Source organism: Gemmiger sp. (genome assembly GCF_057431175.1).
The window spans coordinates 38,886-62,804 of the sequence record NZ_DBMDDV010000010.1 but is presented as its reverse complement, the minus strand read 5'-3'; the positions used below and the strand labels follow the sequence as shown (position 1 = coordinate 62,804).

The following is a 23,919-nucleotide window of genomic DNA, read 5'->3' as shown; positions in this document are numbered from 1 at the left end:
TTTTTATTTTTCCTGCATCGTCAGTTTGCCGTAATTGTCAAAACCACTGTACTGCATCGGGGCGTCGTTTACATACAGCGTCTCGCCCCACTGGCAGCGCAGTTCGCCGTAGACGGGGTCCACAAAGCGGTAGCGGCGGCCCTCGGCATCGGCATCCAGCGCAGCCCCGCGCATGGCAGCCTTGAAATCCTCAAACGCCGCAAACTCGTCTGCCTGCGCGGCACGCACCAGCCAGATGCAGCGGCGGCCCTCGGCGATGCACTCGCGGTCCTTGTTGGAGCCGAAGTCCTGCATCCGCATCCCATTGCTGCAATACACCGCCGCATAGGCACTGCCCAGCTGCACAAAGGCCCACTTGCCTTCGACCTCGCAGCGGTCAAACTCCATCGACGGCAGGTACAGGTGGGTGAAATCGACCGGGTGTTCGGGGGCGATATCATAGATCAGCCCCGCGAACGCCTTGTACTGGTTGACCTTGGGCAGGGTGCCGTTGCCCGCCCAGTAGGACGGTCGCGCCGCGCCGAAGAGCACCCGCTCGCCGGGGTGGGTGACCCACAGCTGCGCCACGGCGTTGAAGGTCAGCTGGAAGGGGTTTTCCTGATGGCCCGGCTCACCGGGGTGGAAGTCGTTGGCGCTGGTCATCATGTAGTCGGCGGTCTTGTAGGTGTACAGATCCACATAGCCGTCATTGCCCTGGGTCGTCTGGCAGATCATTTCCTTGCCCCGGGGGATGCTGAACCACTGGGCAAACTCCTTCGGCGGCTCGTAATCAGACAGGCAGTAGGAGGTGATACCCTTGCCCGCGTGGCCCGGCACGCCGTACCCATAGCCGATCCAGCTCAGGCCGGAGGGGCAGTTGGACCAGTTGCCGAACTGCTCCTTGATGTAGGTGCGGCCCGACGACGAGGCGAAGATGCCCTGCTGGCTGTGGACGGCCAGCAGGTAGTAGGCAAAATCCATGCCCTCGCGGCCCAGCTCCCGCATGGCGGGGTCCTGGGCAAAGGCATACAGGCTGCCGAAGCCCAGCGTGTCAATGGGCAGGTAGGGGCTGGAATTCCACTCGGTAAAGCCCTCTTTGCGGAAGGTGACGAACCAGTCGTAGAGCATATTCTTGGCCTTGGCCTGCATCTGGCGGCCGGTCAGCCCGCTGTTGGTAAAGACCTCATCGGGGAACAGCTCGCCCGCCAGCAGCTGGCAGGTGTGGAACATCAGGGCGTGGTTCTCGCTCCAGAACCACATGGCGTCGTTGCCCGGCTCATCGATCCAATAGCGGAAACCCAGCAGACAGTCAGTCAGCTCGTTCTCGGTCTTTTCGGACAAAATACCGCTGCCGCGTTTGCCGAAGGTGCGCAGGATGTAGGGGTAGTAGACAAGGTAAAAATCGCTGCAGTCGAAGCGGCGGCGGATGTAGTCGGACTGCACGGCCAGCAGCTTTTCTGCCTCGGCGGTGTCGCCGCCGGTGGCTAAGATTGCCAGTGCGCGGTTCGTGTTCTGCTCGCCCCAGCGGGCCAGCAGCTCCAGCGCCTGGCGCTTGCGCTCGGCCACGGTGGGCAGGGCGCGGGGCAGCACGCTCTCGGTGTGAATTTCCACACTGATGGGTCGGGTCAGCCGGATGCCCTCGACCTCGGTCGTGACCTGCAGCAGCAAAAATGCCAGCGGGAAGGTCTTGCAGTCGCCCAGGCTGATTTGGCTCGCATGGGGGAGGGTGTCAGCCTCGCGGCGGAAGAGCACGCCGCCCTTGACATTTTCCTCGGTGCCGCCGACAAAGGCCAGGTGGTAGCTCTCGGCGATATCCGCGCCGTCGTAGTCCAGCAGCACCGGGCCGGCGGTAAAGTGGTTGCGGTGGAACGCCAGGCTGCGCATCAGGTGCTCGGCCTCGGCCAGACGGGCCGCGTCGGCCTCCCCCACCGGGATGACCTGTTCGGGCGCGGCGCCCTCGCCCTTCCAGCGCAGGCGCAGAATGATCGTAGCATCGCGCTCGGCGTAGTTGTCAAAGAACACAAGAAGCTTGTTGCGGCCCTTTTGCAGCGGCAGGGTCAGCGGCGTGGGGACAGGCTCGTTGTGGTGGTAGGGGGTCACTTCGGTCAGCTTTTCGCCGTTCAGCCAGAGGGCCGCGCCGCCGCAGGTGATAAGGTCAAAGGGCACACTGCCCGCCTCGGCGGCGTCCAACTCAGTGTAAGCCCAGGCGCTCAGGCAGGCAGGGGTCTCACAGTCCCAGGCGTAGGTCACGCCGATATCGTCAAACGGCCAGTAGACGGTAAAGGGCGTAACGTTATCCGCGCCGCCCACCAGCCCGCCGGGGCGGGTGTCCAGCTGCGCGGGCCAGGCAGTGGCCTTGGCGCGGCGCTCGGCCTTGAACTGTTCCTCGCCGGGTTTATCCTTGGGGGCGGTGTTCAGCTTTTCGTTTTCGGCACCGTGCAGGGCCGTGGGCTTGGTGATGACCGGCGTTTCGGTCACGCCGCTGACCAGCCAGCGGTCCACATACCCGTGAAACAAGGGAAAATGCAATTCGTTTGCCATACCTCGGCTTCTCCTTTATTAAAAAGGTTTATAAAAAAACAACAGACGCCCCGCCCGGTTTGGGCGGGGCGTCTGTTCGCCCTGGGGAATCACTTCCCCTGTTGATTCGGTTGATTAGTGTGCCCAGCCGGCCTTGTCAGCCAGTGCGGTAGCAAACTCGGTCAGAGCGTCAGACGGAGTCAGGTCGCCGTTGACAGCCTGCTTCAGAGCGTCACGATACTCGTTGTCGTAGTAGTTGCGCCACTCGGAGCTTTCGTCGATGGCGAATGCATCGGTGGTCTGGCCGACCTCAGCCTGCAGGACCTTGTAGTCGGCAGCCTGATCGGGATCAGCAGGCTCATAGGTGACGGATTTCAGAGAGGACAGGCCCTTATCAAGTGCCAGATAATCGGCAAAGTTCTTGTCGGTGTAGAACCACTTCAGGAACTCAATAGCCAGATCCTTGTTCTTTGCGTTGGTGGGAACGGCCAGACCGGCACCGCCCAGGATAGCGGAACCGCCTGCAGAGCCGACAGGAGAGGGCATGACGCCGAACTTGAAGCTGGTGATATCCTGCACGAAGGGGTTGTAGTTCCAGGAGCCGGAGAAGTAGATGCCTACGTCACCGTTCTTGAAGTAGTCGCCCGGGTTGTCGCTGGAGCCACCGGCCCAGATGGCCTTGGGCATGATGCCGCTGTTGTTGGCATCGACAAAGGCCTGCAGGGCGTCAATGTTCTGCTGGCTGTCTGCAACGACCTTGAAGGAGTCGCCGTCCTTCTCGACCAGAGAACCGCCGTTCATGTACATCAGGTTGTCATAACGAGCGCGGGAGTAATCCATAGCCATGCCGTACTTGACAGCGCCGGAGTCCTGCAGCTTCTTGGCAGCCTCATAGACCTCGTCCATGGTCCAGCGGTCGTCCACCGTCGGGCACTCGATGCCGGCAGCCTCAAAAGCATCCTTGTTGTAGAATACGTTGGTGATGGTGAACTGCTGGGGCAGAACAGACAGCTTATCCGTCAGGTAGTTCTGGCTGATGATCTGCAGGGCCTGCGGCTCAAAGATGGAGGTGTCAATGCACTTGCCCAGATCCTCGAACTCATCGGGGTACAGACGGGCCAGACGAGTGGTGGACAGCAGATCCGGCAGGTCGTTGTTCTTGGCCATCAGGGGGAACTTGGTCAGCTGGTCATCGTAGGGGATGACCATGATGTCAACGGTGTTGCCGGTCTCGTCGGCCCACTTGTTCAGGGTGGTAGCGAATGCATCGCCCTCGCCGGGCTCCTCAGACAGCATGACCTTCAGGGTCTGGCCGCCGGCAGAAGCGGCGCCGGAAGCTGCGGTGTCCGTTGTTGCAGCGGAACTGGCCGTAGATGCAGCGGGAGAACCGCCGCAGGCTGCCAGAGAAGCCGCCATCGCGGCTGCCAGAGCCAGAGAAAGTGCTTTTTTCATGTTGGTTTTACCTCCTGTAAAGTAGAAATAAAAGTAGGGTATATCCACCGGGCCCTCACCCGGTTGCTCCGTTCCGGGGCTTGGGAACTGGGCTTTCAGCTCCCTTGGTGTATCCATAGTGTACCATTGCGGCGGGTGGATTCTCTACGCCTATCTTGCTGATTTGCATTGCGGCATATTGCATTTTTTGCGTCTCTATTTTTCAATCTGGCAAATTGCATCAAGAAAAACGGCTGAAATTGTGCACTTTTCACACATCGTTTGTTCTAATGATGCCAAGTTGCGCTTATTTTGCGCCGGCGCTTATTTTTTCAGTGAAAAAAATGCAATGTTTCTGTAACCAAATTTTAATAAAAAGCAGTCGTTTTCCCCCGTAAACAATAAATGCGCACCATTCGCCCCCTACCGCGCAAAAACTGCATTGTCTGCACAGTTTTGAGATGTTATACTGTGCCTGAACAGGGGTTATCTGGGTGCGGGTGAACAACGTTCGCCCCTACAATGCCGTTACCCGCCTTGCTGCCTCGTAGGGTGGCCAGTCCCCTGGACGCCGCTTCCCTTACCACACACTCAATCTTATAAAAAAGGAAGGAGTCGCCATGCAAAACACTGAACTCCGCCGCCGGGCGCGCCCGGTGCTTGACGCCCTGCGCACTTTGGCGCTGCAGGGGCGCACCCCGGTTTTGGGGCTGCACAAAAAATCCTGCCCCTACCATAGCTGGGACACCGTGCAGGAGGACCCGGCCACAACCCCCGGCTGGACACCCTTTGCCCCCGGTGATGCTATCGGCGGCGTGGAGGCCCACTACTGCTTCCGGGGCGGCATCACCGCACCGGCGGGCAGCGCCGGGCGTCACCTTGTCTGCCTGGTCTCCACCGGCGCAACCGATATCTGGAACAACAACAACCCCCAGTTCCTCGCCTACTTAAATGGTGCGCTGGTCTGCGGGCTGGATGTCAACCACACCGAGTTTGACCTGTCCCCCGCCGCTGCCGAGGGCCAGACCTGGCAGCTGGGACTGTACACCTACTGCAACACCCCGGCTCAGGACGTCTTTTTAAAAGTCGAGACTGCCGTGCGGGACGATGAGATCACCGGCCTGTACTACGACCTGAAAGCCCCTTACGAGGTGCTTGTCCAGCTGGACGAGGGCGACACCAACGCCATCGGCATAGGGCGGTATCTGGAAAAAGCGCTGGATATGCTCGACCTGCGCGACCCGTACAGCGTTGCGTTCTACGCCAGCGTCGCCGCCGCCCGCCGCTATATGAAAGAGGAATTTTACGAGAGCTTCTGCCAGCGGCAGCCGGTCACGGTGGACTGCGTCGGCCACACCCACATCGACGTGGCCTGGCTCTGGACGCTGGCCCAGACGCGGGAAAAGGCCATTCGCAGTTTTGCCACCGTCAACTACCTGATGGACCGCTACCCCGAGTACAAGTTCCTGTCCAGCCAGCCGCAGCTCTACGATTTTGTGCGCAAAGACTGCCCCGCGCTGTTTGAGAAGATCCGCGCCCGCGTCGCTGACGGCCACTGGGAACCGGAGGGCGGTATGTGGCTGGAATCCGACTGCAACATGACCAGCGGCGAGAGTTTGATCCGCCAATTCCTGCACGGGCAGGAATTTTTCGGCCGGGAGTTCGGCAAACAGGGGCACATCCTGTGGCTGCCGGATGCCTTCGGTTTCAGCGGCGCGCTGCCCCAAATTATGGCCCAGTGCGGCATGGACTGGTTCATGACCACCAAGATGGCCTGGAACGATACCAACTGTATGCCCCACGATCTGACCCGCTGGCGCGGCATCGACGGCACCGAGGTACTGGCCTACTTTATCTCCACCAAGGACTACGACAAGCGCCCCGACCGCAACCCGAAACCGAGCTTCAACACGACCTACAACGGCCTGCTGAACCCCAGGCAGGTCATGGGCTGCTGGCAGCGCTTTCAGGACAAGGAGCTGACCCAGGATGTGCTGCAATGCTATGGCTACGGCGACGGCGGCGGCGGTGTGACCGCTGAAATGCTGGAGATCAACCGCCGCATGGAGAAGGGCATCCCCGGTGCGCCCCAGACCCGCCTGACCCACGCAGCCCCCTACTTTGACAAATTGAAGCAGCACCTTGACGAGACGCAGGCCGACCTGCCCTGCTGGCACGGCGAGATGTACTTTGAGTACCACCGCGGCGTGTTCACCAGCCAGGGCCGCAACAAGCGGGCCAACCGCGCCGCCGAGTTTGCCAACCTGACCGCCGAGACCGCCGCCGCCCTGGCCGAAAGCCTGCGCACCGGCTACGCCTACCCCGCCGCCGCGCTGCACCGCAACTGGGAGCTGACCCTGCTGAACCAGTTCCACGATATTTTACCCGGCTCGGCCCTGGGCGAGGTATACGAAGTCTCGCAGCTGCAATACGGCGAGATCCTCGCGTCCGATGCCAGAATTACCGATGACGCGCTGCACACCGTCGCGCCCCTCGTCAAGACCGACCGCCCCGGCGTGGTCGTGTTCAACCAGCTGGGCTTTGCCCGGGACACCGTCGTCCGCGTCGCCTGCGGGGCAAGCGGCATCACCGACGGCGGACACCCGCTGCCCTGCCATACCGAAAACGGTGCGCTGACCTTTGTTGCCAAGGACCTGCCCGCCAAGGGCTGGCGGTTCTACCCCTTTGCCGACGCGGAACCAGAGACCCCCTGCGCCGAAGTCACCGAAAACGACGGCGGCTATATCATTGACACGCCGCTCTATCACATCGTATTCAACGGCTGCGGCGAGATCACCGCCCTGCTGGACAAAGAGGCCGGCCGCGAGCTGATCCCTGCCGGGCAGTGCGCCAATGAACTGCAGCTGTTTGAGGACCGCCCCGACGAGTACGACGCCTGGAACCTGGAAAAATACTACCGCCGCCACCGCTTTGCGCTGGACGGTGCGGCCCGCCTGACTGTGGCCGAGAACAGCCCGGTCTGCTGCCGCCTGCATCTGGAACGCGCCATTTCCCGGTCGCAGCTCGTGCAGGATATCACCCTCTACCCCCACAGCCGCCGCATCGACTTTGCCACCCACATCGACTGGCACGAGCAGCATGTGCTGCTGAAAGCTGCGTTCCCGGTGGATATCTGCGCCGACCGCGCCCAGTATGACATCCAGTTCGGCAGCATTGCCCGGGATACCCACACCAACACCAGCTGGGACGAGGCCCGCTTCGAGGTCTGCGCCCATAAGTGGGCCGACCTGTCCGAGCCGGGCTACGGCGCGGCGCTGCTGAATGACGGCCGCTACGGCTATGATGTCCACGACGGCGTGCTGCGGCTCTCGCTGCTGCGGGCCGCCACCTACCCGGACCCCCACGCCGACCAGGGGGCCCACGACTTTACCTATGCGCTGCTGCCCCACCTGGGCGACTGGCGGCAGGGCGGGGTCATCCCCGCCGGGTACGACCTGAACGCCCCGGCGCTGCCTCTGGCCGTGGCCGCCCAACCTGCGGGCACGCTGCCTGCCGCGTACAGCCAGTTCCGCATAGATGCCCCCAATGTCGTGTTGGAGACCGTGAAGAAAGCCGCGGATGGCTCCGGCCTGATTTTGCGCCTGTATGAGAGCTGGGGCACCCGCACCCGCGCGGCGCTGGCCCTGCCGGATGATGCCGCTGCCGTGCGCTGCACGCCGATGGAACAGCCCTTGCCCGGAGAAGAAGCCGTGCAGCACAGCCTGCCGCTGACGCTGCATCCCTTTGAAATTTGCACAATCCATGTACAATTTGCGCAGTGACATTCACTGTGGATGCATGATTTTACAGTTTGCACAATTTCACAGCATTGCATTTGTACGTTTTCGCCAAGACGACGGTCGGATTTTGCGCCGCCTGCCAAAATCGCGCAAAAAATGCAATGCATTTTGGGGCAAGCAAGCAAAAAAACGGTGGTATTTGCGCCTTTTGCAATGCTATACTAAGCATATCGAAGGAACCGGGCGGTGGAATCCCGGCCAAAGAGAATAAAGGAGGAATGAATATGAAGAAGAAATCGTCGCTGAAGCACACCGGCGCATTCTGGGCGTTCTGTGCGCCCTGCTGCATTTTGTTCGGTGTCTTTTTCCTTGTGCCGCTTGTGCTCAGCATCGCTTTTTCCTTCACCAACTATGACGGTTGGAAAACCATTGACTTTGTGGGTCTGACAAACTACATTACATTGTTTAAAGACTCCAAGTTCTATCTGTCCCTGGGGCGGACGCTGCTGTACACGGTCTGCACGCTGCCGTTCCGCGTCATCATCCCGCTGCTGGTGGCGGTACTGCTCTGCTCTAAGCGCGTTGCCGGCAAGAGCCTGACCCGCACGATGGTCTACATCCCCGTTCTGATGAGTGCGCTGGTCGTCGGTATTACCATCAACTGGATGTTCAGCCAGGAGTACGGCCTTGTAAACTTTATCATCCGTTCGCTGGGCGGCACCGCGCTGGAATGGTCGCTGAACCCGCGTCTTGCCACCTTTGTCATCGCGTTCGCATCGGTCTGGGCGTCCATCGGCTTCAACATGATCCTCTACATCGGCGGTATCAACAGCATTTCCAATGATCTGTATGAGGCAGCCACCATCGATGGTGCCAGCGGTGTGCAGGCCTTCTTCCGCATCACAGTCCCGATGCTGGCCCCCACGACGTTCATGGTCGTGCTGCTGTCCACCGTCAACCTGCTCAAAGAGTACGCCCTGGTCCAAGGTATCACGCAGGGCGGCCCCGGCCTGAGCACCACCTTTATCATCCAGTACATCTTCGACAAGGGCTTCAACCAGATGCAGTACGGTTATGCTTCGGCCATTTCCACCGTTGTCATGATCATCTTTGCCCTGATTGCCTTTGCCCAGTTCAAGGTCAATAACGGAGGTGAAACCTGATGAAAGACAAGCACGTCAGCATTCCAATGACGATCCTTTCTCTGGCAATCGGCGTCATCGTGATTTTCCCCATCATCTGGCTGGTGCTCAGCTCCTTCAAACCGTCCGGCGAGCTGTTCACCTACCCGCTGCATATGTTCCCCTCCACCCCGACGACGGAGCATTACTCCTCTGTCCTGGCAGGCGGCTTCATGGGCTATGTGAAGAACAGCCTGTTCCTGGCCGTGGTCGGCACCCTCATCACACTGCTTATCAGCGCCATGTGCGGTTATGCGCTGGCCATCTACCGCTTTGAGATCAAGTACGTCAACCTCGTGTTCGGCGTGTTCCTGCTGGGCACCCTGATCCCCGGTGAGACGCTGACCGTCCCCCAGTTCAGCGTTATCAGCGCCATGGGCCTGTACAACAACATCTGGGGCGTCATCCTGCCTGTTGTCACCACCACGACCGGTATCTTCATGTACCGCCAGCACTATATGTCGCTGCCGCTGTCCCTCGTCGAGGCTGCGCGTATCGACGGTGCCAGCGAGTGGAAGATCTTCTCCAACATCATGCTGCCCCTGGGCTCCAACGTCACCATCACGCTGACGATCTTCAGCTTCATGTGGCGCTGGAATGACTACATCCTGCCGCTGCTGGTTTTGTCTGACCAGAAGAAGTACACGATCCAGATTGCCATCAAGAACTTCATCGGCAACACCGGCGTGGACTGGAGCTCGATCCTGGCGGCATCGGTTCTGTCCATCCTGCCCATCGTCATCCTCTTCATGATCCTGCAAAAATACATTGTCGGCGGTGTCTCCGCCGGCGGCGTCAAGGGGTAAGATTCCCTCTCTCTTGCCGCAGCTGCCCTCCGGTTTGCCGGGGGGCATTTTTTGAACGATGCAGAAAGGACGCGGTGCGTCCTCCCGGTAGGGGCCGGGCACGCCCGGCCCGCAGCCCTGCCGTCACTGCATATTTACCCTTACACAAGGAGGTTTCCCCCATGAAATACGGCTGCCGCGCCCATGATTACGGGTGCTTTACCGCCAAAGGTCTGGCCGATGTGCTGACCGCCAACGGCTACAATGCCGCCCAGCTGGCCATGCCCAAGGCTATCCGGGGCATCCCGAATTTTACCGATATCACCCCCGCCCAGCTCACGGATATCCGCACGGCTTTCGCCGAGGCAGGCATCGAAATCTCGGTGCTGAGCTGCTACCAGGATCTGAGCAATCCTGACACCGCCATCCGCGAAAACGCCGTCGCCGCAGTCTGCCGCGCCCTGCACTACCAGAAAGCCGTCGGTGCGAAACACGTCGGCAGCGAAAGCGCCTGCCGCGATTTGACCGAGGATGAGAAGGCTGCGACCCTGCCGCTGCTGACCGACAGCATCCTGCGTATTGTGGAGCAGGCTGCCAAAATCGACGCCTGCTTTGCGCTGGAACCGGTGTTCGTCCACACGCTGGGCACGGTGGAAAAGCTGCGCACCCTGAAAGAGGCCGTGGCTGACCACGACCACTTCCACATCATCTTTGACCCGGTCAATGTGCTGACGGCGGCGGATGTGCCCCGCCAGGCCGCGTTCTGGCCCGCCTGGTGCGAGGTCATCGGCAAAGATTTAGCTTGTGTCCATATGAAGGACGCCGTGTTCCACCCCGACGCGCCGCGCACCCCCACTGCCCTGGGCGCGGGCCAGATGGACTACACCGTCATCCGCGAATGGCTCCACCGCGACCACCCCGACGCCGCCCTATTGCGGGACGAGGTCATCCTCCCCGCCGCGCAGGCCGATTTGGCGTATATCAAAGCCCTGTAAACAAATACACCGCATCACGGTCAACAAACCGTGATGCGGTGCTTTATTTTTGGCTTCCCCCTTGGGGGAAGCTGTCTGCGAAGCAGACTGATGAGGGGCGACGCTGCAATTACAACCCGTTCACGGGCAATAACGGCAAACGCGCCCCTCATCCGGCCTTTGGCCACCTTCTCCCAAGGGAGAAGGCTTTTTTGTTTTCTTTTTACACCACCGTCACCAGTGTCTGGCACTGGCCCTTGACAGTGTACGCGCCGCTGTTGGCGGGCAGGAAGTAGCTCTCGCCCTTCTTGACCGGGACGGTCTCGCCGCCGCAGGTCAGTTCACCCGCGCCGTCGGTGATCAGCAGCGAGACAAAGCTCTTCTCATCGGCCACACCGTCAAAATCGCCGTTCTTGGCATCGACGGTGAAATACTCACACCGGGCGAGATGCCCGCCGAAATCATGCTTGACCGGCGGCGTGCGCAGGGTCACGTCCAGCGCCTTTTCCACGTGCAGGGCGCGGGGCTTACCGTCGGCGCCCACGCGGCCATAGTCGTAGACACGGTAGGTCACGTTGGAGTTCTGCTGGACCTCGGCCACGACGATGCCCTTGCAGATGGCGTGCAGCGTGCCCGAGGGAATGAAGAAGCAGTCGCCCTTGTGCACCGGCGCGGCGTGCAGAACTTCCGTCAGGGTGTTGTTTTTGATGCGCTCGGCAAATTCCTCTTTGGAAACTTCGTGGTCGAAGCCGTAGTAGAGGAACGCGCCCGGCTCGCAGTCCAGCACATACCACATTTCGGTCTTGCCGTACTGGTGCTCGTTTTTCAGCGCATACTCGTTGGAGGGGTGCACCTGGATCGACAAATTGTTCTTGGCGTCGATGAATTTTGTCAGAATCGGGAACTGCTCAAACTTCTCGCAGTCGGTGCCAAGGCACCCCGGGTGGGCGGCCACATAGTCAGCCAGCGTGCTGCCGTCGGGCAGGTAGCTCGGGCCGTCCGGGTGGCAGGACAGCACCCATGCTTCGGCCAGGGGGTCCAGGCTGCTCTGCACGCCGAAATCGGTGCGCAGGCGGCTCCCGCCCCACAGATAATCTTTGCAGCTTGGGGTCAATTTTACGATTGCCATACGATCACACTTTCATTATTTCTGCAGCGGCTTTGCTCAGTGCGGCGTTCACGGCGTCGGCGGCCGCTTCGCTCTCGCCGACGGCGGACAGATAAACTTTGATCTTCGGCTCGGTGCCGGAGGGGCGGATCATCAGCTTGTGGCCGCCCGCCAGGTGGTATTCCAGAACATTTGCGCGGGGCAGGCCGGTACCGTCGGTGTCGTAATCGACGGCGCTTTCCACCTTGTACCCGGCAATTTCCGCCGGGGCGTTGGCGCGCAGGTTCTTCATCAGGTTCTGCATCGTATGCATACCGCTCTCGCCCTCAAAGGCGAAGCTGCACAGCGCGTTGCGGTAGTAGCCGAACTCCTTGTACAGCGCCTCGATGGCGTCCAGCAGCGTCTTTCCCTGCTGGGCGTACCAGGCGGCGGCCTCGCAGACGAGCAAAGTTGCGTTGACGGCGTCCTTGTCGCGGACATGCGCACCGGACAGGTAGCCATAGCTCTCCTCAAAGCCGAAGATATAGCGGTCGGCGCGCCCCTCGGCTTCCAGCTTGCCGATCTGTTCACCGATGAACTTAAAGCCGGTCAGGGTGCGGCGCAGTTCCACACCGTATTTTTTTGCCACCGGCGTTGCCATATCGGTGGAAACGATGGTCGTTACCGCCACCGGGTCAGCAGGCATCGTACCCTGTGCAAGGCGGGTACGGCAGATGTAGTCGAGCAGGATAATACCCATCTCGTTACCAGTGATGAGCCGGTAGCCGCCCTTGCCGTCGGGCACGGCGGTACCGCAGCGGTCGCAGTCGGGGTCGGTGCCCAGCAGGATATCCGGCTTGACCGTATCGCACAGTTCCAGACCTTTCTGCATAGCCTCCCGAATTTCGGGGTTCGGGTAGGGGCAGGTGGGGAAATCGCCGTCCGGCTTTTCCTGCTCGGGCACAACGGTCACATGGGTGACGCCGAGCTTTGCCAGCAGCTTTTTGACGCACTCGAGGCCAGTGCCGTTCAGCGGGGTGTAGACGAGCTTCAGCGCGTCAATGCCCGCGCCGTCGCCGACGCGCTGGTCGTAGACAGCCTGCACAAAGTCGTCAAGGCATTTATCGCCGATCATAACGATGCTGCCGTCGGCCAGGGCCTTGTCATAGTCGGCGAGTTTGACGCCGTCGAAGCAGTCGATTTTTTCAATCGCAGCCAAAATCTTTTCCGCGGCTTCCAGCGTGATCTGGCAGCCGTCCGCGCCGTAGACCTTGTAGCCGTTGTACTTGGCGGGGTTGTGGCTGGCGGTCACGCAGACGCCCGCGCCGCAGCCCAGATACCGCACAGCCCAGGACAGGGCGGGCGTCGGCTCCAGGCGGGGGTACACATAGGCGGTGATGCCGTTGGCCGCCAGCACGCGGGCGGTCTCGCGGGCGAACAGTTCGCCGTTGTGGCGGCTGTCGTGGGCGATGGCGACCTTTTTCGGCAGGCCGCTGGCGTTCAGGTAGTCGGCCAGACCTTGCGTAGCCTTGCGCACGGTGTAGAGGTTCATGCGGTTGGTGCCCGCGCCGATGACGCCGCGCAGGCCGCCGGTGCCGAACGCAAGGTCACGGTAGAAGCGGTCGGCGATGGCGTCGTTGTCGCCCGCCACGCTGACCAGTTCAGCCTTGATGGCATCGTCCAGATCCGGCTGGGATAACCAGCGTGTGTAGAGTTCTTGGGTATTGGTCATGAGGGTTCTCCTTATCTTCTCCAAGCCTTCCCCCTTGGGGGAAGCTTTGTATTTTATTATACCATACTCTTTCCTGATATTTAAGTAGAATTTTCATTTAATTCTTTAGTCCTTACTTCTTTGGTCGATCTGCCAGACCTGCCGCACGGCGTCCACTTCGGCAGCGGCCAGACCCGCATAGTCGGACGCATCAAACAAGCTGGCATAGCGGTACAGGCCCGCTCCCTGCACGCCCAGGCGGTCAAGTAAATTCAGCTGGTCGGCCAGGGCGCGGCCGGATACCCACTCGGAACCCGCGTCGGATCCATCCCCTGCGCCGATGCGGTAGGCCCCCAGCCCCGCGTACAGCCTGACTCCCGCTGCCCGGGGCAGCGCGGCCCACGCCCCGGCCAGCCGGGCCAGGCTGTGCGATGTGTCGCCATCTTTCACGTATTCCTGCCCCCAGTACAGCTGCGGCATCAGGTAGTCCACCGTGCCCTGGCGCAGCCAGCGGGCCGCGTCGCTGTATTGCAGGGCGTAGTTCTGCTCGGGGTCCCCCACCGGGGCCACGCCGAACCGCACGCCGTACCGCCGGGCCGTGGCGTGGCACAGCTCCACCAGCGCGTTCACGTTCTCCCGCCGCCAGTCGTCCTGGGTCAGCGCCGTGCCGCTGGCCGCGTAGTCCGCCGCGTCAAAGGCCGGGTCGGTGGTGGGGTAAAAATAGTCGTCGAAATGGATGCCGTCCACATCATAGTTGGCGCACAGCTCTCCCACCGCGTCGGCTATGTACTGCCGCACCGCCGTGTTGGCCGGGTCCAGGTACGCGCCGGTGTCGGTGTATTTGACCCAATCGGGGTGCAGCTTGGCCGGGCTGGCGCCGCAGAGCGCCGGGGTCAGCCCAGCCTGGATGCGGTAGGGGTTGACCCAGGCTTCCAGTGCAAGCCCCCGGTCATGGGCGGCCTGCACCAGCAGGGCCAGCGGGTCATAGCCGGGGTCCCGCCCCTGCTGCCCGGTGCAAAGGTGGCTGAACGGGTAGTAGCTGCTGGGGTAGAGTGCATCCCCAAAGGGCCGCACCTGCGCCAGCACGACAGTGGCCCCCAGGTTCCGGATATTGTCCAGTATGACCGCTATATCGCCAGAAAACGTCTCCGGCGTGGAAAAATCCACCTGCTGCCATTCCAGGTAACTGACCCACACGGCGCGGTAGGGCGCGGCGGCGGTTGGCTCTGCCATGGCCGTGGGCGCAGGGGTGGCAGCGGGCGCAGTCTCCCCCCGCCGGGGCAGTGCTGCCAGCGGGGCCGCCAGAAAAACAGCTATTATAAATAGATAGAATACAACTCGGCGCATAGGTCGTCCCCCCTCACGGTACAAGCCTATGCGGCGCTGCCCACGGTTATGTACGACATCGCCACAAACAAATTGACATTTTTCGCCGCACGATGTTATACTGTTGTAGTATATAACACAATAAATCCACAAAAGGCGGCAGAATATGACCAGAGAACAGGTCGAAAAGGAAATGGCCCAATACCGCACGATTTTTACGGTCGTGCGCCTGTTGGAGGCTGCGCAGGTCGGCAGTGACAAGACCCTCAGCGACTACTGCAAATGCCACGACTTTTGGCAGAAGCACACCCAGTGCCAGAACTGTATCTCGGCGCAGGTCCTGCGCGACCACACCCAGCGCACCAAGCTGGAATACATGGGCAGCCAGGTCTTTCAGGTCACGGCGGTCTACCGTGAGGTGGACGGCCAGCCCTGCGTGATGGAGCTGATCCAGCAGCTGGACAGCGAGACCCTTATCGCCCCCGAAAACAGCGACCGCCTGATGGACAGCGTGACCGGCTACCACTTCAAGCTCTACCACGATGCCCTGACCGGCGGCTACAACCGCCGTTATTTTGAGGATGTGCTCAAGGGCAAGACCGACCCTGCCGGTGTGGCCGTGCTGGACCTGGACGACTTCAAGCTCTACAACGATACCTACGGCCACCACGCGGGCGATCTGGCCCTGCGCACCGCCATGGAGGTCGTGCGCGCCAACATCCGCAAAAGCGACAGCCTGATCCGCTACGGCGGCGACGAATTTCTGCTGGTGCTGCCGGGCATTGAGCGGGGCGCGTTCAACGCGAAATTACAGCGCATCTGCAAGAAAATCCACGCCGCCACCGTGCCGGGGTACAGCTGTCTGCAGCTTTCGGTCAGCATCGGCGGCGTGATGTCCCAGCCGGACGAAACGGTGGAGCACGCCGTTGGCCGCGCCGACAAGCTGATGTACCAGGCCAAGAACCACAAAAACACGGTCGTGACCGAGGACACCGCCGCCCCCAGGGCCAGCACCGCCGCCGGGCGCGAGAACCAGACCCGCCAGAACATCCTGATCGTTGATGATTCCGAGATGAACCGCGCGATTTTGTCGGAGATTCTGGGCAGCGACTACAATATATTGGAGGCCGCCAACGGCGAGGAATGCCTGGCCATGCTGGAGCAGTACGGCACCGGCATTGCGCTGATTCTGCTGGACATCGTCATGCCGGTGATGGACGGCTTTGAAGTGCTGGCTGCCATGAACCGCAACCACTGGATCGAGGATATCCCGGTCATCATGATTTCCAGCGAGGACTCCGACCCGGTCGTGCGTCACGCCTACGAGATGGGCGTCTCGGACTATGTCAGCCGCCCCTTTGACGCGAGCATCGTCTACCGGCGCGTCTTTAACACCATCAAGCTCTACGCCAAGCAGCGGCGTCTCATCTCGCTGGTGACGAGCCAGACCCGCGAGAAAGAGAAGAACACCCAGATGATGGTCTCGATTTTGAGCGAGGTCGTTGAGTTCCGCAACGGCGAGAGCGGCCTGCACGTGCAGCACATCGGCACGCTGACCCAGCGCCTGTTGGAGCGCCTGACCCAGAAAACCGACAAGTACGACCTGCCGCTCGAGAAGCAGGAGCTGATCGTGCTGGCATCGGCGCTGCACGACATCGGCAAAATCGCGATAGACGACAAGATTTTGAACAAGCCCGGCCGCCTGACGCAGGAGGAGTTCAACATCATGAAGACCCACACGGTCATCGGCGCAAATATGCTGGACAAGCTGGGCATATACCGCAGCGAAGCACTGGTGCGCACCGCGTATGAAATCTGCCGTTGGCATCACGAGCGTTGGGACGGCCGCGGCTATCCTGACGGCCTGTCCGGGGACCGCATCCCGATTTCGGCGCAGGTCGTCTCGATGGCCGACGTGTACGACGCGCTGGTGAGCAAGCGCGTGTACAAGGCCGCCTACGCCCCCGACACCGCTGTACAGATGATTTTGCACGGCGACTGCGGCATGTTCAATCCCCTGCTGCTGGAATGCTTGGTGGAGATACAGGACGTGCTGAAAGCGGATGTTACCGAGGCGGAATAGCGCCCGCAGAGAATGTAGGGGCGAACAATGTTCGCCGTTCGCCCCTACAAATTATGCCGCCCTATTTCTTACAGATTTATTACGCATCAGCGGAACTATGTTGAAAATTGTCTCGTTTTGTGATAAAATACAGTGATATGTGTGTCATTGCATTGTATGCCGCCGCTATCATGCGCGGCATCTGCCACTATATACGAGAGGAATCTTCACCGATATGACGAGCAAACGTGAAAAATTACAGTATGCTTATGTGTTTCTCACCGATTTTGTGACCACGGGCATCAGCGTTGTGCTGGCATGGCTTATCACGGATAACGTGTTCAACAAGCTGCAGGATTACGCAACTTTTGACTGGATCCAGGCGCTTTGCCTGCTGCTGCTGGCCTTTGTGCTGACGTTTTTGTGCTTTGACCAGGATCAGAACATCGTGACCCGCTCCAAGGGCGACGAAATCATCCTGGCGCTGAAATTCAACGTCGTGCTCGGCGTCGTCAATGCGGCCTGCCTGTTGCTGGCGAAAGCCACGCTGCTGGACTCCCGCTATTTTGCGGTCATGGTCCCCATTGTGAACGCGGTGCTCATGCCCATCACCCATGGGCTGCTGAAGAAGTTCCTGCTGAAATTGCAGCACAGCCGCGGGTCGGAGAGCCTTGTGGGCTTTGTGACGACCTGTGACCGCGCCGAAAAGCTCATCGCCGAGATCCAGGGCGACTGGTCCCGCCGTATCATCGGCGTAGCCCTGCTGGAAGCCACACCCGAGACCGTCGGCACCAGGGTGGCCGGGGTCGAGGTCAAGGCAACGTTTGATGATTTCATGGCCTGGCTGCGGCGCGAGGCGCTGGACGAGGTCTATGTGGACGTGCCGATGGACAGCGGCGAGAGCTTCATCCCCTACCTGGAAGAGATGGAGAGCATGGGCTTGACCGTGCATTTCCGGCTGCCGCTGCTGGACCACATCGAGGCGCGCTGCTGCGACGAGACGAGCTCGGCACGGCTGAGCCGCACGCTGGGCCGTTGCGCGGGGGGCAACATCGTGACGATGGGTACCGTGGAAATGAAGCTGCGGGACCGCGTTGCCAAGCGCGCCATGGACATTGCCGGTGCCATTGTGGGCTGCGCCATCAGCATCCCCATCATTGCGGTGGTAGCCATCCCGCTGAAGATCGAAAGCCCGGGGCCGCTCTTCTTCAAGCAGAAGCGCGTGGGCCTGAACGGCCGGTATTTCTACATCCACAAGCTGCGCAGTATGTACATGGATGCCGAGGAACGCAAGAAAGAGCTGATGGCCAAGAACGAAATGAACGGCCTGATGTTCAAAATGGAGGACGACCCCCGCGTGACGAAGGTGGGCAAGTTCATCCGCAAGACGAGCATCGACGAGCTGCCGCAGTTCTTTGATGTGCTGCGCGGCGACATGAGCCTCGTGGGCACCCGCCCGCCGACGGTGGATGAGTACAAGCAGTACGAGAGCCACCACAAGCGCCGCCTGTCGATGAAGCCGGGCATCACCGGCCTGTGGCAGGTCAGCGGCCGCAGCAACATCGAGGATTTTGAGGAAGTCGTCAAGCTGGATGTGACCTACATTGATAACTGGTCGCTCTGGAACGACGTAAAGATTTTGTTCAAGACCGTGTACGTGGTTTTCGCGGGGCGCGGCGCGAAATAAAAGCACATTCCCGGGCGGCTCACCGTGAGCTGCCCGGGATTTTTTGCGGGGAAGTCTTTGGCAGTCTGTGCTTTCCCCCTTTGGGGGAAGGTGTCTGCGGCCCCGACCGCAGACGGATGAGGGGGAAGTTCACGGCCACAGTCTGTTTGCGTGCAGCCTCGGCAAGGCTTGCCCTCATCCGTCACCTTCGGTGACAGCTTCCCCCGTGGGGGAAGCCTTTTCCTCCCACGCCAAAACGGGGTCTGCCGGTCGGCAGGCCCCATTTTGGTTGGTATAGGAAAATAAGGGAATGGCTTGTTTTGCCCCGCGTTACACGATCTTGCGGGATTTGTGAACGCCGGTCTTTAAGAACTCGACCCACTCGGCGATATTGACCGCGTGGTCACCCAGGCGCTCTAAGTATTTGTCGATCATGAACAGGTCCAGCGCCGTGCTGGCGTCGTCGGGGTGGGCGGCGATGTAGGCGGCAATTTCCTGGGAAATGCGGCTGAACATCGCGTCACACTCGTCGTCGCGGGCAATAACCTGGGCTGCGGTGGACAGGTCCACCTGCACATAAGCGGCAATGGAATCCTTGACCATCCGCAGGGCGATATCGCCCATGGCGTACAAATCATCCAGCACGCCGACGGTGCGCGCCCCCTCGGGGTGCAGATGCAGGGTGATTTCGGCAATATCGCTGGCCTGGTCGGCAATGCGCTCGATATCCGTGACCATTTTTAAGGCCGTGGATACCTTGCGCAGGTCGCCCGCCACCGGCTGCTGCCGCAGGAAAAGCGTTAAGCAGCGGTGCTCGATCTCATGCTCGGCGGAGTCGATCTCGCTGTCCCGGGCGATCACGCTGCGGGCCAGCTCGGTGTCGCCGGTGCGCAGGGCGGTCATCGCGCTCTCGATGGCACCGCCCGCCGCATGGCCCATGCGGGCCAGCATCGTGTCCAGCTGCAGCAATTCCGCATCGTACATTTTGCGTACACTTGTACCCATTGTAAACCTCCTCAACCGAAACGGCCCGAGATGTAATCCTCGGTACGTTTGTCCACCGGCGTGGCAAAGACGCGCTCGGTCGGGCCCATTTCCACCAGCTCGCCCAGCAGGAAAAACGCCGTTTTATCGCTGATACGCGCGGCCTGCTGCATATTGTGGGTGACCATGACGATGGTGTAGTTCTCTTTCAGCTCGGTGGCCAGTTCCTCGACTTTCGAGGTCGAGATCGGGTCCAGGGCGCTGGTGGGTTCGTCCATCAGCAGGACCTCCGGCTCGACCGCCAGGGCGCGGGCAATGCACAGGCGCTGCTGCTGGCCGCCCGACATACCGAGGGCGCTCTTGTTCAGGCGGTCCTTGACCTCGTCCCAGATGGCCGCGCCGCGCAGGGATTTTTCGACGATCTCGTCCAGCTGCGCCTTATTGCGGATGCCGTGGGTGCGCGGGCCGTAGGCAATGTTGTCATAGATCGACATCGGGAACGGGTTCGGCTTCTGGAACACCATGCCGACGCGCTTGCGCAGGACGTTGACGTCCATCTTGTCCTTATAGATGTCCACGCCATCCAGTTTGATATCGCCGGAAATGCGGCAGCCCTCGACCAGGTCGTTCATCCGGTTCAAGCTCTTCAAAAACGTGGATTTACCGCAGCCGGAAGGCCCGATGAAGGCGGTGATCTCCTTCTCCGGGATGTTGATGTTGATGTTTTTCAGTGCATGGAAACTGCCGTAGTACAGGTCCATGCCGCGGACTTCAAATTTGTTCATGAAATGACCTCTTTGCTATATCCTTGTTTATAGACCGCATATATGCCTTTGCCGAGCCGTAGGGGCCGGACATGTCCGGCCTCAGCCTTACGGAAGCAGAGCGGTAATGGGTCTGCCGAGGGCCGGGCATGCCCGGCCCCTACAAGCTGCTGCGTATGTAGGGGGCGGCGTCCTCGACGCCCCGCAGGCGGCTTTACTTCTTCGCCAGCTTGCCGGCCAGAAAGCCGGACAGGCAGTTGATGACCAGCACCAGCACCAGCAGCACCACGGCGGTGCCGTAGGTCTGGCCGATGTAGAGACCCTCGTTGGAGAGCAGGTACATGTGTACGGCCAGCGTGCGGGTGGAGCTGAATACGCTGGTGGGGATCTTTGCGACCGAGCTGGCCGTGTAGATCAGCGCGGCAGTCTCGCCCACGATGCGGCCCGTGGCCAGAATGACACCGGACAGGATACCGGGCATAGCGCTGGGCAGCACGATGGTGAACACCGTGCGCAGCTTGCCCGCGCCGAGGCCGAAGCTGCCCTCGCGGTAGGAATCGGGCACGGCGATGAGCGCTTCCTCGGTCGTGCGCATGATGACGGGCAATACCATGATGGCCAGCGTGAATGCACCGGCGATCATGCTGTAACCCCAGTGCAGCTGGGTGACGAAGAACAGCATACCGAACAGGCCGTAGACGATGGACGGGATGCCCTGCAAGGTCTCGGTGGTGACGCGCACGACCTTGACCAGCTTGCTGCCGCGGCGGGCGTACTCGACCAGCCAGATGGCGGCAAAGATGCCCAGCGGCGTGGCGATAAGCAGCGCGAAGGCGGTCATCAGCACGGTATTGATGAGGGCGGGCATCAGCGAGACATTCTCGGAGTTATACTCCCATGCGAAAAGCTCGGGCTTGAGGTTAGGGATGCCCATGACGAGGATGTAGCCAATCAGGAACACCAGCACGGCGGCCGTCAGGAAGGCGGCGATCCGCACGAGCCACCGCAGCGCGGCAGCCTGTGCGCGGGCGGCACGGCGGTTCTGCCCGCCGCTGGGCATGAACTCATGGGGTTTTGCATAGGTCATATCGGCGGCCGTTTGCGTTGCGGCAATCTCAGGCATGGTCGCTGCCCCCTTTCACAAGGCTGAAGCAGAGGTTGATGAGCAGGATAAAGATGAACAGCACAACGCCGGTGGCGATCAGCGCCTCGCGGTGGAGGTCGGCGGCGTAGCCCATCTCGATGACGATGTTGGAGGTCATCGTGCGCAGGCCCTGGAACAGGCCCTTGGGCATCCAGGTCTGGTTGCCTGCGACCATGACGACCGCCATCGTCTCGCCGATGGCACGGCCGATGCCGAGAATGACCGCCGACAGCACGCCGGACCTGGCGGCGGGCAGCACCGCGCAGAAAACGCTGCGCTCATGGGTCGCGCCCAGGGCCAGGCTGCCCTCATAGTAGCTGTTGGGAACGGCGTCCAGGCTCGTCTTGCTGACCGTGATGATGGTGGGCAGGATCATGATGCCCAGCAGCACGGCGGCGGTGAAAAGGCTCATGCCCTTGCCGCTTTTGACGTGGAGCACCGTCTTGAAGAAGGGCGTCTTGACCATGGCCTGCACGGCGGGCACCAGCACGATCATACCGAAGAAGCCGTACACGACCGATGGGATACCCGCCAGCAGCTGCACCGCCGGGAGCATGATTTTGTTGATGCGGGGCGAGGCAAACCTGGACATATAAATGGCGGTCAGCAGGCCGATGGGCACGCCGACGAGGATAGCCCCCGCCGTGACGTAGATGCTGCCCAGGATCATCGGCAGGATGCCGAAGATATCGTTGCCGGGCTTCCAGGTGGTGCCCAGCAGGAACTTGAGCGGGCCGATCTTGAACAAAGTAGGCACGCCGTTCGCAAACAGGAAGATGCAGATCAGCGCGACCGCCAGAATGGATACACAGGCGCAGAGGGTAAACACCACCTGCATGACGCCTTCTTTTAGCTTGGAGGTCATTTCCTATACTCCTTTGGTTATATGCCATGTAGGGGCCGGACATGTCCGGCCCGCGGCCTTCCCATAACCGCGCGGTCACGGGTACGCTGCGGGCGGGGCATGCCCCGCCCCTATGGTGCTGCTATACTTTACTGCACGTCGGCCCAGGTGGTCAGCTCGCCGGTGTAGATGCCCTTGATCTGGTCAACGGTCAGATCCTCGGTGGTGTTGGCAGGGTTGACGACGACGGCGATGCCATCCAGTGCCAGGACGGTAGCCTTGGCGCCGCCCTCGGTCTCGGAGTCCTTCAGTTCACGGCTGGCCATACCGATGGTGTAGGTGCCGTCCAGCGCACCGGAAACACCGGTGGTGGAGTCGGTGGTCAGCAGTTCAAGCTCGGCGTTGGGGTTGACGGTCTTGTAGGCCTCGATGAGCTTCTCCATCAGCGGAGAGACGGAGGAAGAACCACCGACGGTGATCTTGCCGGCAGGCTGGGCGGAGGTGTAGTCCGCGCCGTCCTCGCCGATGTAGCCCTTATCGGTGGCGAGTGCCTGACCGTCCTTGCTCAGGCAGTAGGCGATGAAGTCCACGGCCACGGGATCGGTGGCATCGCCGTTGGTAACGATGTTGAACGGACGGGCCAGTACATAGCTGCCGTCCTTGACGGTCTCGGCGGAGGCGGCCACACCGCCGACCGTGACGGCCTTGACGGTGTCGTTCAGAGAGCCAAGACTGATGTAGCCGATAGCGGTCTCATCGTTGGCAACAGCGGTCATGACGCCGTTGGTGCTGGACTGGATGGCGGCCGCCTCGGTGGTGTTGTCAACCTTTTTGCCGTCGGCGTTCTTCTCCTCAACGCCGGTCAGCTCAATGAAAGCGCCGCGGGTGCCGGAGCCGTCCTCTCGGGAGATGACGGTGATATCCTGGTCGGGGTCGAAGTCGCCGGTGCTCTCGGCAGGGGCAGCCTCGGAAGCAGCCTCCGAGGAGACAGCCTCGGTGGAAGCCGCCGTGCTCTCGGCGGCGGTGTCAGCGGTGGAATCAGCGGAGCCGCAGGCGGCAAGGCTCAGTGCCAGAGCGGCAGCGGTAAAAGCAGCGATTGCAGAAGTACGTTTCATGTAAAGTATTCTCCCTTTTCCCCAATATTGTTTTTGGTATAGTGTTTTGGGTGTGTTCTCATCGGAACGACCCTATTGTACCGCCTTTTTTTGCGGGTATCGACCATGGTATGGTACAATCGCGGTAAAGCTTTTGCAAAGATGTCCCCGGTTTTGTGTGGGAACGGTAAAGTTTGTAAAGAATATGCAAAAACAGCGGGGGTGCGGGATGGGAAGAGCGGCGGCGGGGTGAGAGCACCCCGCCCTACACACGGATTTTTAAGTGGGGCTGTAGGGCGGCCAGCCCTCTGGCCGCCGTGGCGTTTACGGTGGCGGGAAGTGCCCGGGAGGGATGAATCCCTCCCCTACGGATTAAACCGTAGAAGGGATTTTGCGGTAAGTTGCGGGCCGGGCATGCCCGGCCCCTACGGACTGCTGTTTCCGGTAACGGGGGTTCGGGGGAACACCCGAATTTAAAGTGGAGGAAGGTTCGGCGGCGTTAAGAACGGACAGTAATACTGCGTCCGTTTAGCCGCCGAAACTTCCGACCTCCTCTTTGGGGTTCCTAGGGGCGTGCAGCCCCTAGGTCGCGGGTCCGCTGCGTCGAAACAGCGGCAGTTTTCTTTG

Annotated in this window: 16 protein-coding genes; 6 read left to right on the top strand and 10 right to left on the bottom strand. The window is 60.9% G+C overall.

Annotation, left to right across the window (positions count from 1 at the left end; translation table 11 throughout):
- Nucleotides 1-3 precede the first annotated feature (3 nt).
- Together ACZO0A_RS05600 and ACZO0A_RS05595 are read right to left on the bottom strand one after the other, a co-directional pair.
- Nucleotides 4-2,520, bottom strand: a complete 2,517-nt coding sequence (locus tag ACZO0A_RS05600) for a hypothetical protein (protein ID WP_302376250.1) — start codon at nt 2,518-2,520, stop codon at nt 4-6.
- A gap of 114 nt (nt 2,521-2,634) precedes the next feature.
- A complete protein-coding gene (locus ACZO0A_RS05595) occupies nt 2,635-3,951 on the bottom strand; it encodes an ABC transporter substrate-binding protein (RefSeq protein ID WP_302376248.1) in 1,317 nt (438 codons plus the stop codon).
- Nucleotides 3,952-4,550: 599 nt separating this feature from the next.
- On the opposite strand from ACZO0A_RS05595, the gene ACZO0A_RS05590 reads away from it, so the two are divergent.
- The 4 genes from ACZO0A_RS05590 to ACZO0A_RS05575 all read left to right on the top strand — a co-directional run bounded on the left by ACZO0A_RS05590 (nt 4,551) and on the right by ACZO0A_RS05575 (nt 10,631).
- Nucleotides 4,551-7,712 (top strand): alpha-mannosidase, encoded by a 3,162-nt coding sequence (locus ACZO0A_RS05590; RefSeq protein WP_302376246.1) that lies wholly within the window; start codon nt 4,551-4,553, stop codon nt 7,710-7,712.
- 242 nt (nt 7,713-7,954) lie between these two features.
- Entirely contained in the window at nt 7,955-8,833 is an 879-nt protein-coding gene (locus tag ACZO0A_RS05585) for a carbohydrate ABC transporter permease (protein ID WP_302371358.1), read from the top strand.
- A complete protein-coding gene (locus ACZO0A_RS05580; RefSeq protein ID WP_294718333.1) occupies nt 8,833-9,657 on the top strand; it encodes a carbohydrate ABC transporter permease in 825 nt (274 codons plus the stop codon). The genes ACZO0A_RS05585 and ACZO0A_RS05580 overlap by 1 nt, the downstream gene beginning before the upstream one ends.
- A 161-nt stretch (nt 9,658-9,818) precedes the next feature.
- Nucleotides 9,819-10,631, top strand: coding sequence for a sugar phosphate isomerase/epimerase family protein (locus tag ACZO0A_RS05575; RefSeq protein WP_294718332.1), 813 nt, complete (start codon nt 9,819-9,821; stop codon nt 10,629-10,631).
- Between the two features lie 202 nt (nt 10,632-10,833).
- On the opposite strand, the gene ACZO0A_RS05570 is transcribed toward ACZO0A_RS05575, so the two are convergent.
- The 3 genes from ACZO0A_RS05570 to ACZO0A_RS05560 form a co-directional block, all read right to left on the bottom strand.
- Nucleotides 10,834-11,739 (bottom strand): type I phosphomannose isomerase catalytic subunit, encoded by a 906-nt coding sequence (locus tag ACZO0A_RS05570; RefSeq protein WP_302376244.1) that lies wholly within the window; start codon nt 11,737-11,739, stop codon nt 10,834-10,836.
- A gap of 4 nt (nt 11,740-11,743) precedes the next feature.
- Complete coding sequence (locus tag ACZO0A_RS05565) at nt 11,744-13,429, bottom strand: phospho-sugar mutase (protein ID WP_486846145.1); 1,686 nt, start codon at nt 13,427-13,429, stop codon at nt 11,744-11,746.
- A gap of 105 nt (nt 13,430-13,534) precedes the next feature.
- Entirely contained in the window at nt 13,535-14,755 is a 1,221-nt protein-coding gene (locus ACZO0A_RS05560) for a glycoside hydrolase family 10-like protein (protein WP_486846144.1), read from the bottom strand.
- Nucleotides 14,756-14,900: 145 nt separating this feature from the next.
- On the opposite strand from ACZO0A_RS05560, the gene ACZO0A_RS05555 reads away from it, so the two are divergent.
- Together ACZO0A_RS05555 and ACZO0A_RS05550 are read left to right on the top strand one after the other, a co-directional pair.
- The gene (locus tag ACZO0A_RS05555) at nt 14,901-16,817 is read left to right on the top strand and encodes a diguanylate cyclase (RefSeq protein ID WP_486846143.1); all 1,917 of its coding nucleotides are present in this window, start codon (nt 14,901-14,903) and stop codon (nt 16,815-16,817) included.
- 214 nt (nt 16,818-17,031) lie between these two features.
- The gene (locus ACZO0A_RS05550; protein ID WP_302376238.1) at nt 17,032-18,483 is read left to right on the top strand and encodes a sugar transferase; all 1,452 of its coding nucleotides are present in this window, start codon (nt 17,032-17,034) and stop codon (nt 18,481-18,483) included.
- A 309-nt stretch (nt 18,484-18,792) separates the two neighbouring features.
- On the opposite strand, the gene phoU is transcribed toward ACZO0A_RS05550, so the two are convergent.
- The 5 genes from phoU to ACZO0A_RS05525 form a co-directional block, all read right to left on the bottom strand.
- The gene (gene phoU, locus ACZO0A_RS05545; protein WP_291209518.1) at nt 18,793-19,467 is read right to left on the bottom strand and encodes a phosphate signaling complex protein PhoU; all 675 of its coding nucleotides are present in this window, start codon (nt 19,465-19,467) and stop codon (nt 18,793-18,795) included.
- An 11-nt stretch (nt 19,468-19,478) separates the two neighbouring features.
- Nucleotides 19,479-20,231, bottom strand: coding sequence for a phosphate ABC transporter ATP-binding protein PstB (gene pstB, locus ACZO0A_RS05540; protein ID WP_291209519.1), 753 nt, complete (start codon nt 20,229-20,231; stop codon nt 19,479-19,481).
- Between the two features lie 193 nt (nt 20,232-20,424).
- Complete coding sequence (gene pstA, locus ACZO0A_RS05535; RefSeq protein ID WP_302376268.1) at nt 20,425-21,270, bottom strand: phosphate ABC transporter permease PstA; 846 nt, start codon at nt 21,268-21,270, stop codon at nt 20,425-20,427.
- Nucleotides 21,271-21,325: 55 nt separating this feature from the next.
- Nucleotides 21,326-22,219, bottom strand: coding sequence for a phosphate ABC transporter permease subunit PstC (gene pstC, locus ACZO0A_RS05530; protein WP_215691606.1), 894 nt, complete (start codon nt 22,217-22,219; stop codon nt 21,326-21,328).
- A 128-nt stretch (nt 22,220-22,347) separates the two neighbouring features.
- Nucleotides 22,348-23,313, bottom strand: a complete 966-nt coding sequence (locus ACZO0A_RS05525; RefSeq protein WP_302376236.1) for a substrate-binding domain-containing protein — start codon at nt 23,311-23,313, stop codon at nt 22,348-22,350.
- Nucleotides 23,314-23,919: the final 606 nt, after the last annotated feature.

Bases quoted from the DNA above. Each gene is read 5' to 3' on its own strand.
- ACZO0A_RS05585 (WP_302371358.1), top strand. From the start codon at position 7,955: ATGAAGAAGAAATCGTCGCTGAAGCACACCGGCGCATTCTGGGCGTTC.
- pstA (WP_302376268.1), bottom strand. From the start codon at position 21,270: ATGCCCAGCGGCGGGCAGAACCGCCGTGCCGCCCGCGCACAGGCTGCC.
- ACZO0A_RS05575 (WP_294718332.1), top strand. From the start codon at position 9,819: ATGAAATACGGCTGCCGCGCCCATGATTACGGGTGCTTTACCGCCAAA.
- ACZO0A_RS05555 (WP_486846143.1), top strand. From the start codon at position 14,901: ATGACCAGAGAACAGGTCGAAAAGGAAATGGCCCAATACCGCACGATT.
- ACZO0A_RS05565 (WP_486846145.1), bottom strand. From the start codon at position 13,429: ATGACCAATACCCAAGAACTCTACACACGCTGGTTATCCCAGCCGGAT.
- pstB (WP_291209519.1), bottom strand. From the start codon at position 20,231: ATGAACAAATTTGAAGTCCGCGGCATGGACCTGTACTACGGCAGTTTC.
- ACZO0A_RS05595 (WP_302376248.1), bottom strand. From the start codon at position 3,951: ATGAAAAAAGCACTTTCTCTGGCTCTGGCAGCCGCGATGGCGGCTTCT.
- ACZO0A_RS05600 (WP_302376250.1), bottom strand. From the start codon at position 2,520: ATGGCAAACGAATTGCATTTTCCCTTGTTTCACGGGTATGTGGACCGC.
- ACZO0A_RS05550 (WP_302376238.1), top strand. From the start codon at position 17,032: ATGACGAGCAAACGTGAAAAATTACAGTATGCTTATGTGTTTCTCACC.
- ACZO0A_RS05590 (WP_302376246.1), top strand. From the start codon at position 4,551: ATGCAAAACACTGAACTCCGCCGCCGGGCGCGCCCGGTGCTTGACGCC.
- ACZO0A_RS05580 (WP_294718333.1), top strand. From the start codon at position 8,833: ATGAAAGACAAGCACGTCAGCATTCCAATGACGATCCTTTCTCTGGCA.
- ACZO0A_RS05570 (WP_302376244.1), bottom strand. From the start codon at position 11,739: ATGGCAATCGTAAAATTGACCCCAAGCTGCAAAGATTATCTGTGGGGC.
- phoU (WP_291209518.1), bottom strand. From the start codon at position 19,467: ATGGGTACAAGTGTACGCAAAATGTACGATGCGGAATTGCTGCAGCTG.
- ACZO0A_RS05525 (WP_302376236.1), bottom strand. From the start codon at position 23,313: ATGAAACGTACTTCTGCAATCGCTGCTTTTACCGCTGCCGCTCTGGCA.
- pstC (WP_215691606.1), bottom strand. From the start codon at position 22,219: ATGACCTCCAAGCTAAAAGAAGGCGTCATGCAGGTGGTGTTTACCCTC.
- ACZO0A_RS05560 (WP_486846144.1), bottom strand. From the start codon at position 14,755: ATGCGCCGAGTTGTATTCTATCTATTTATAATAGCTGTTTTTCTGGCG.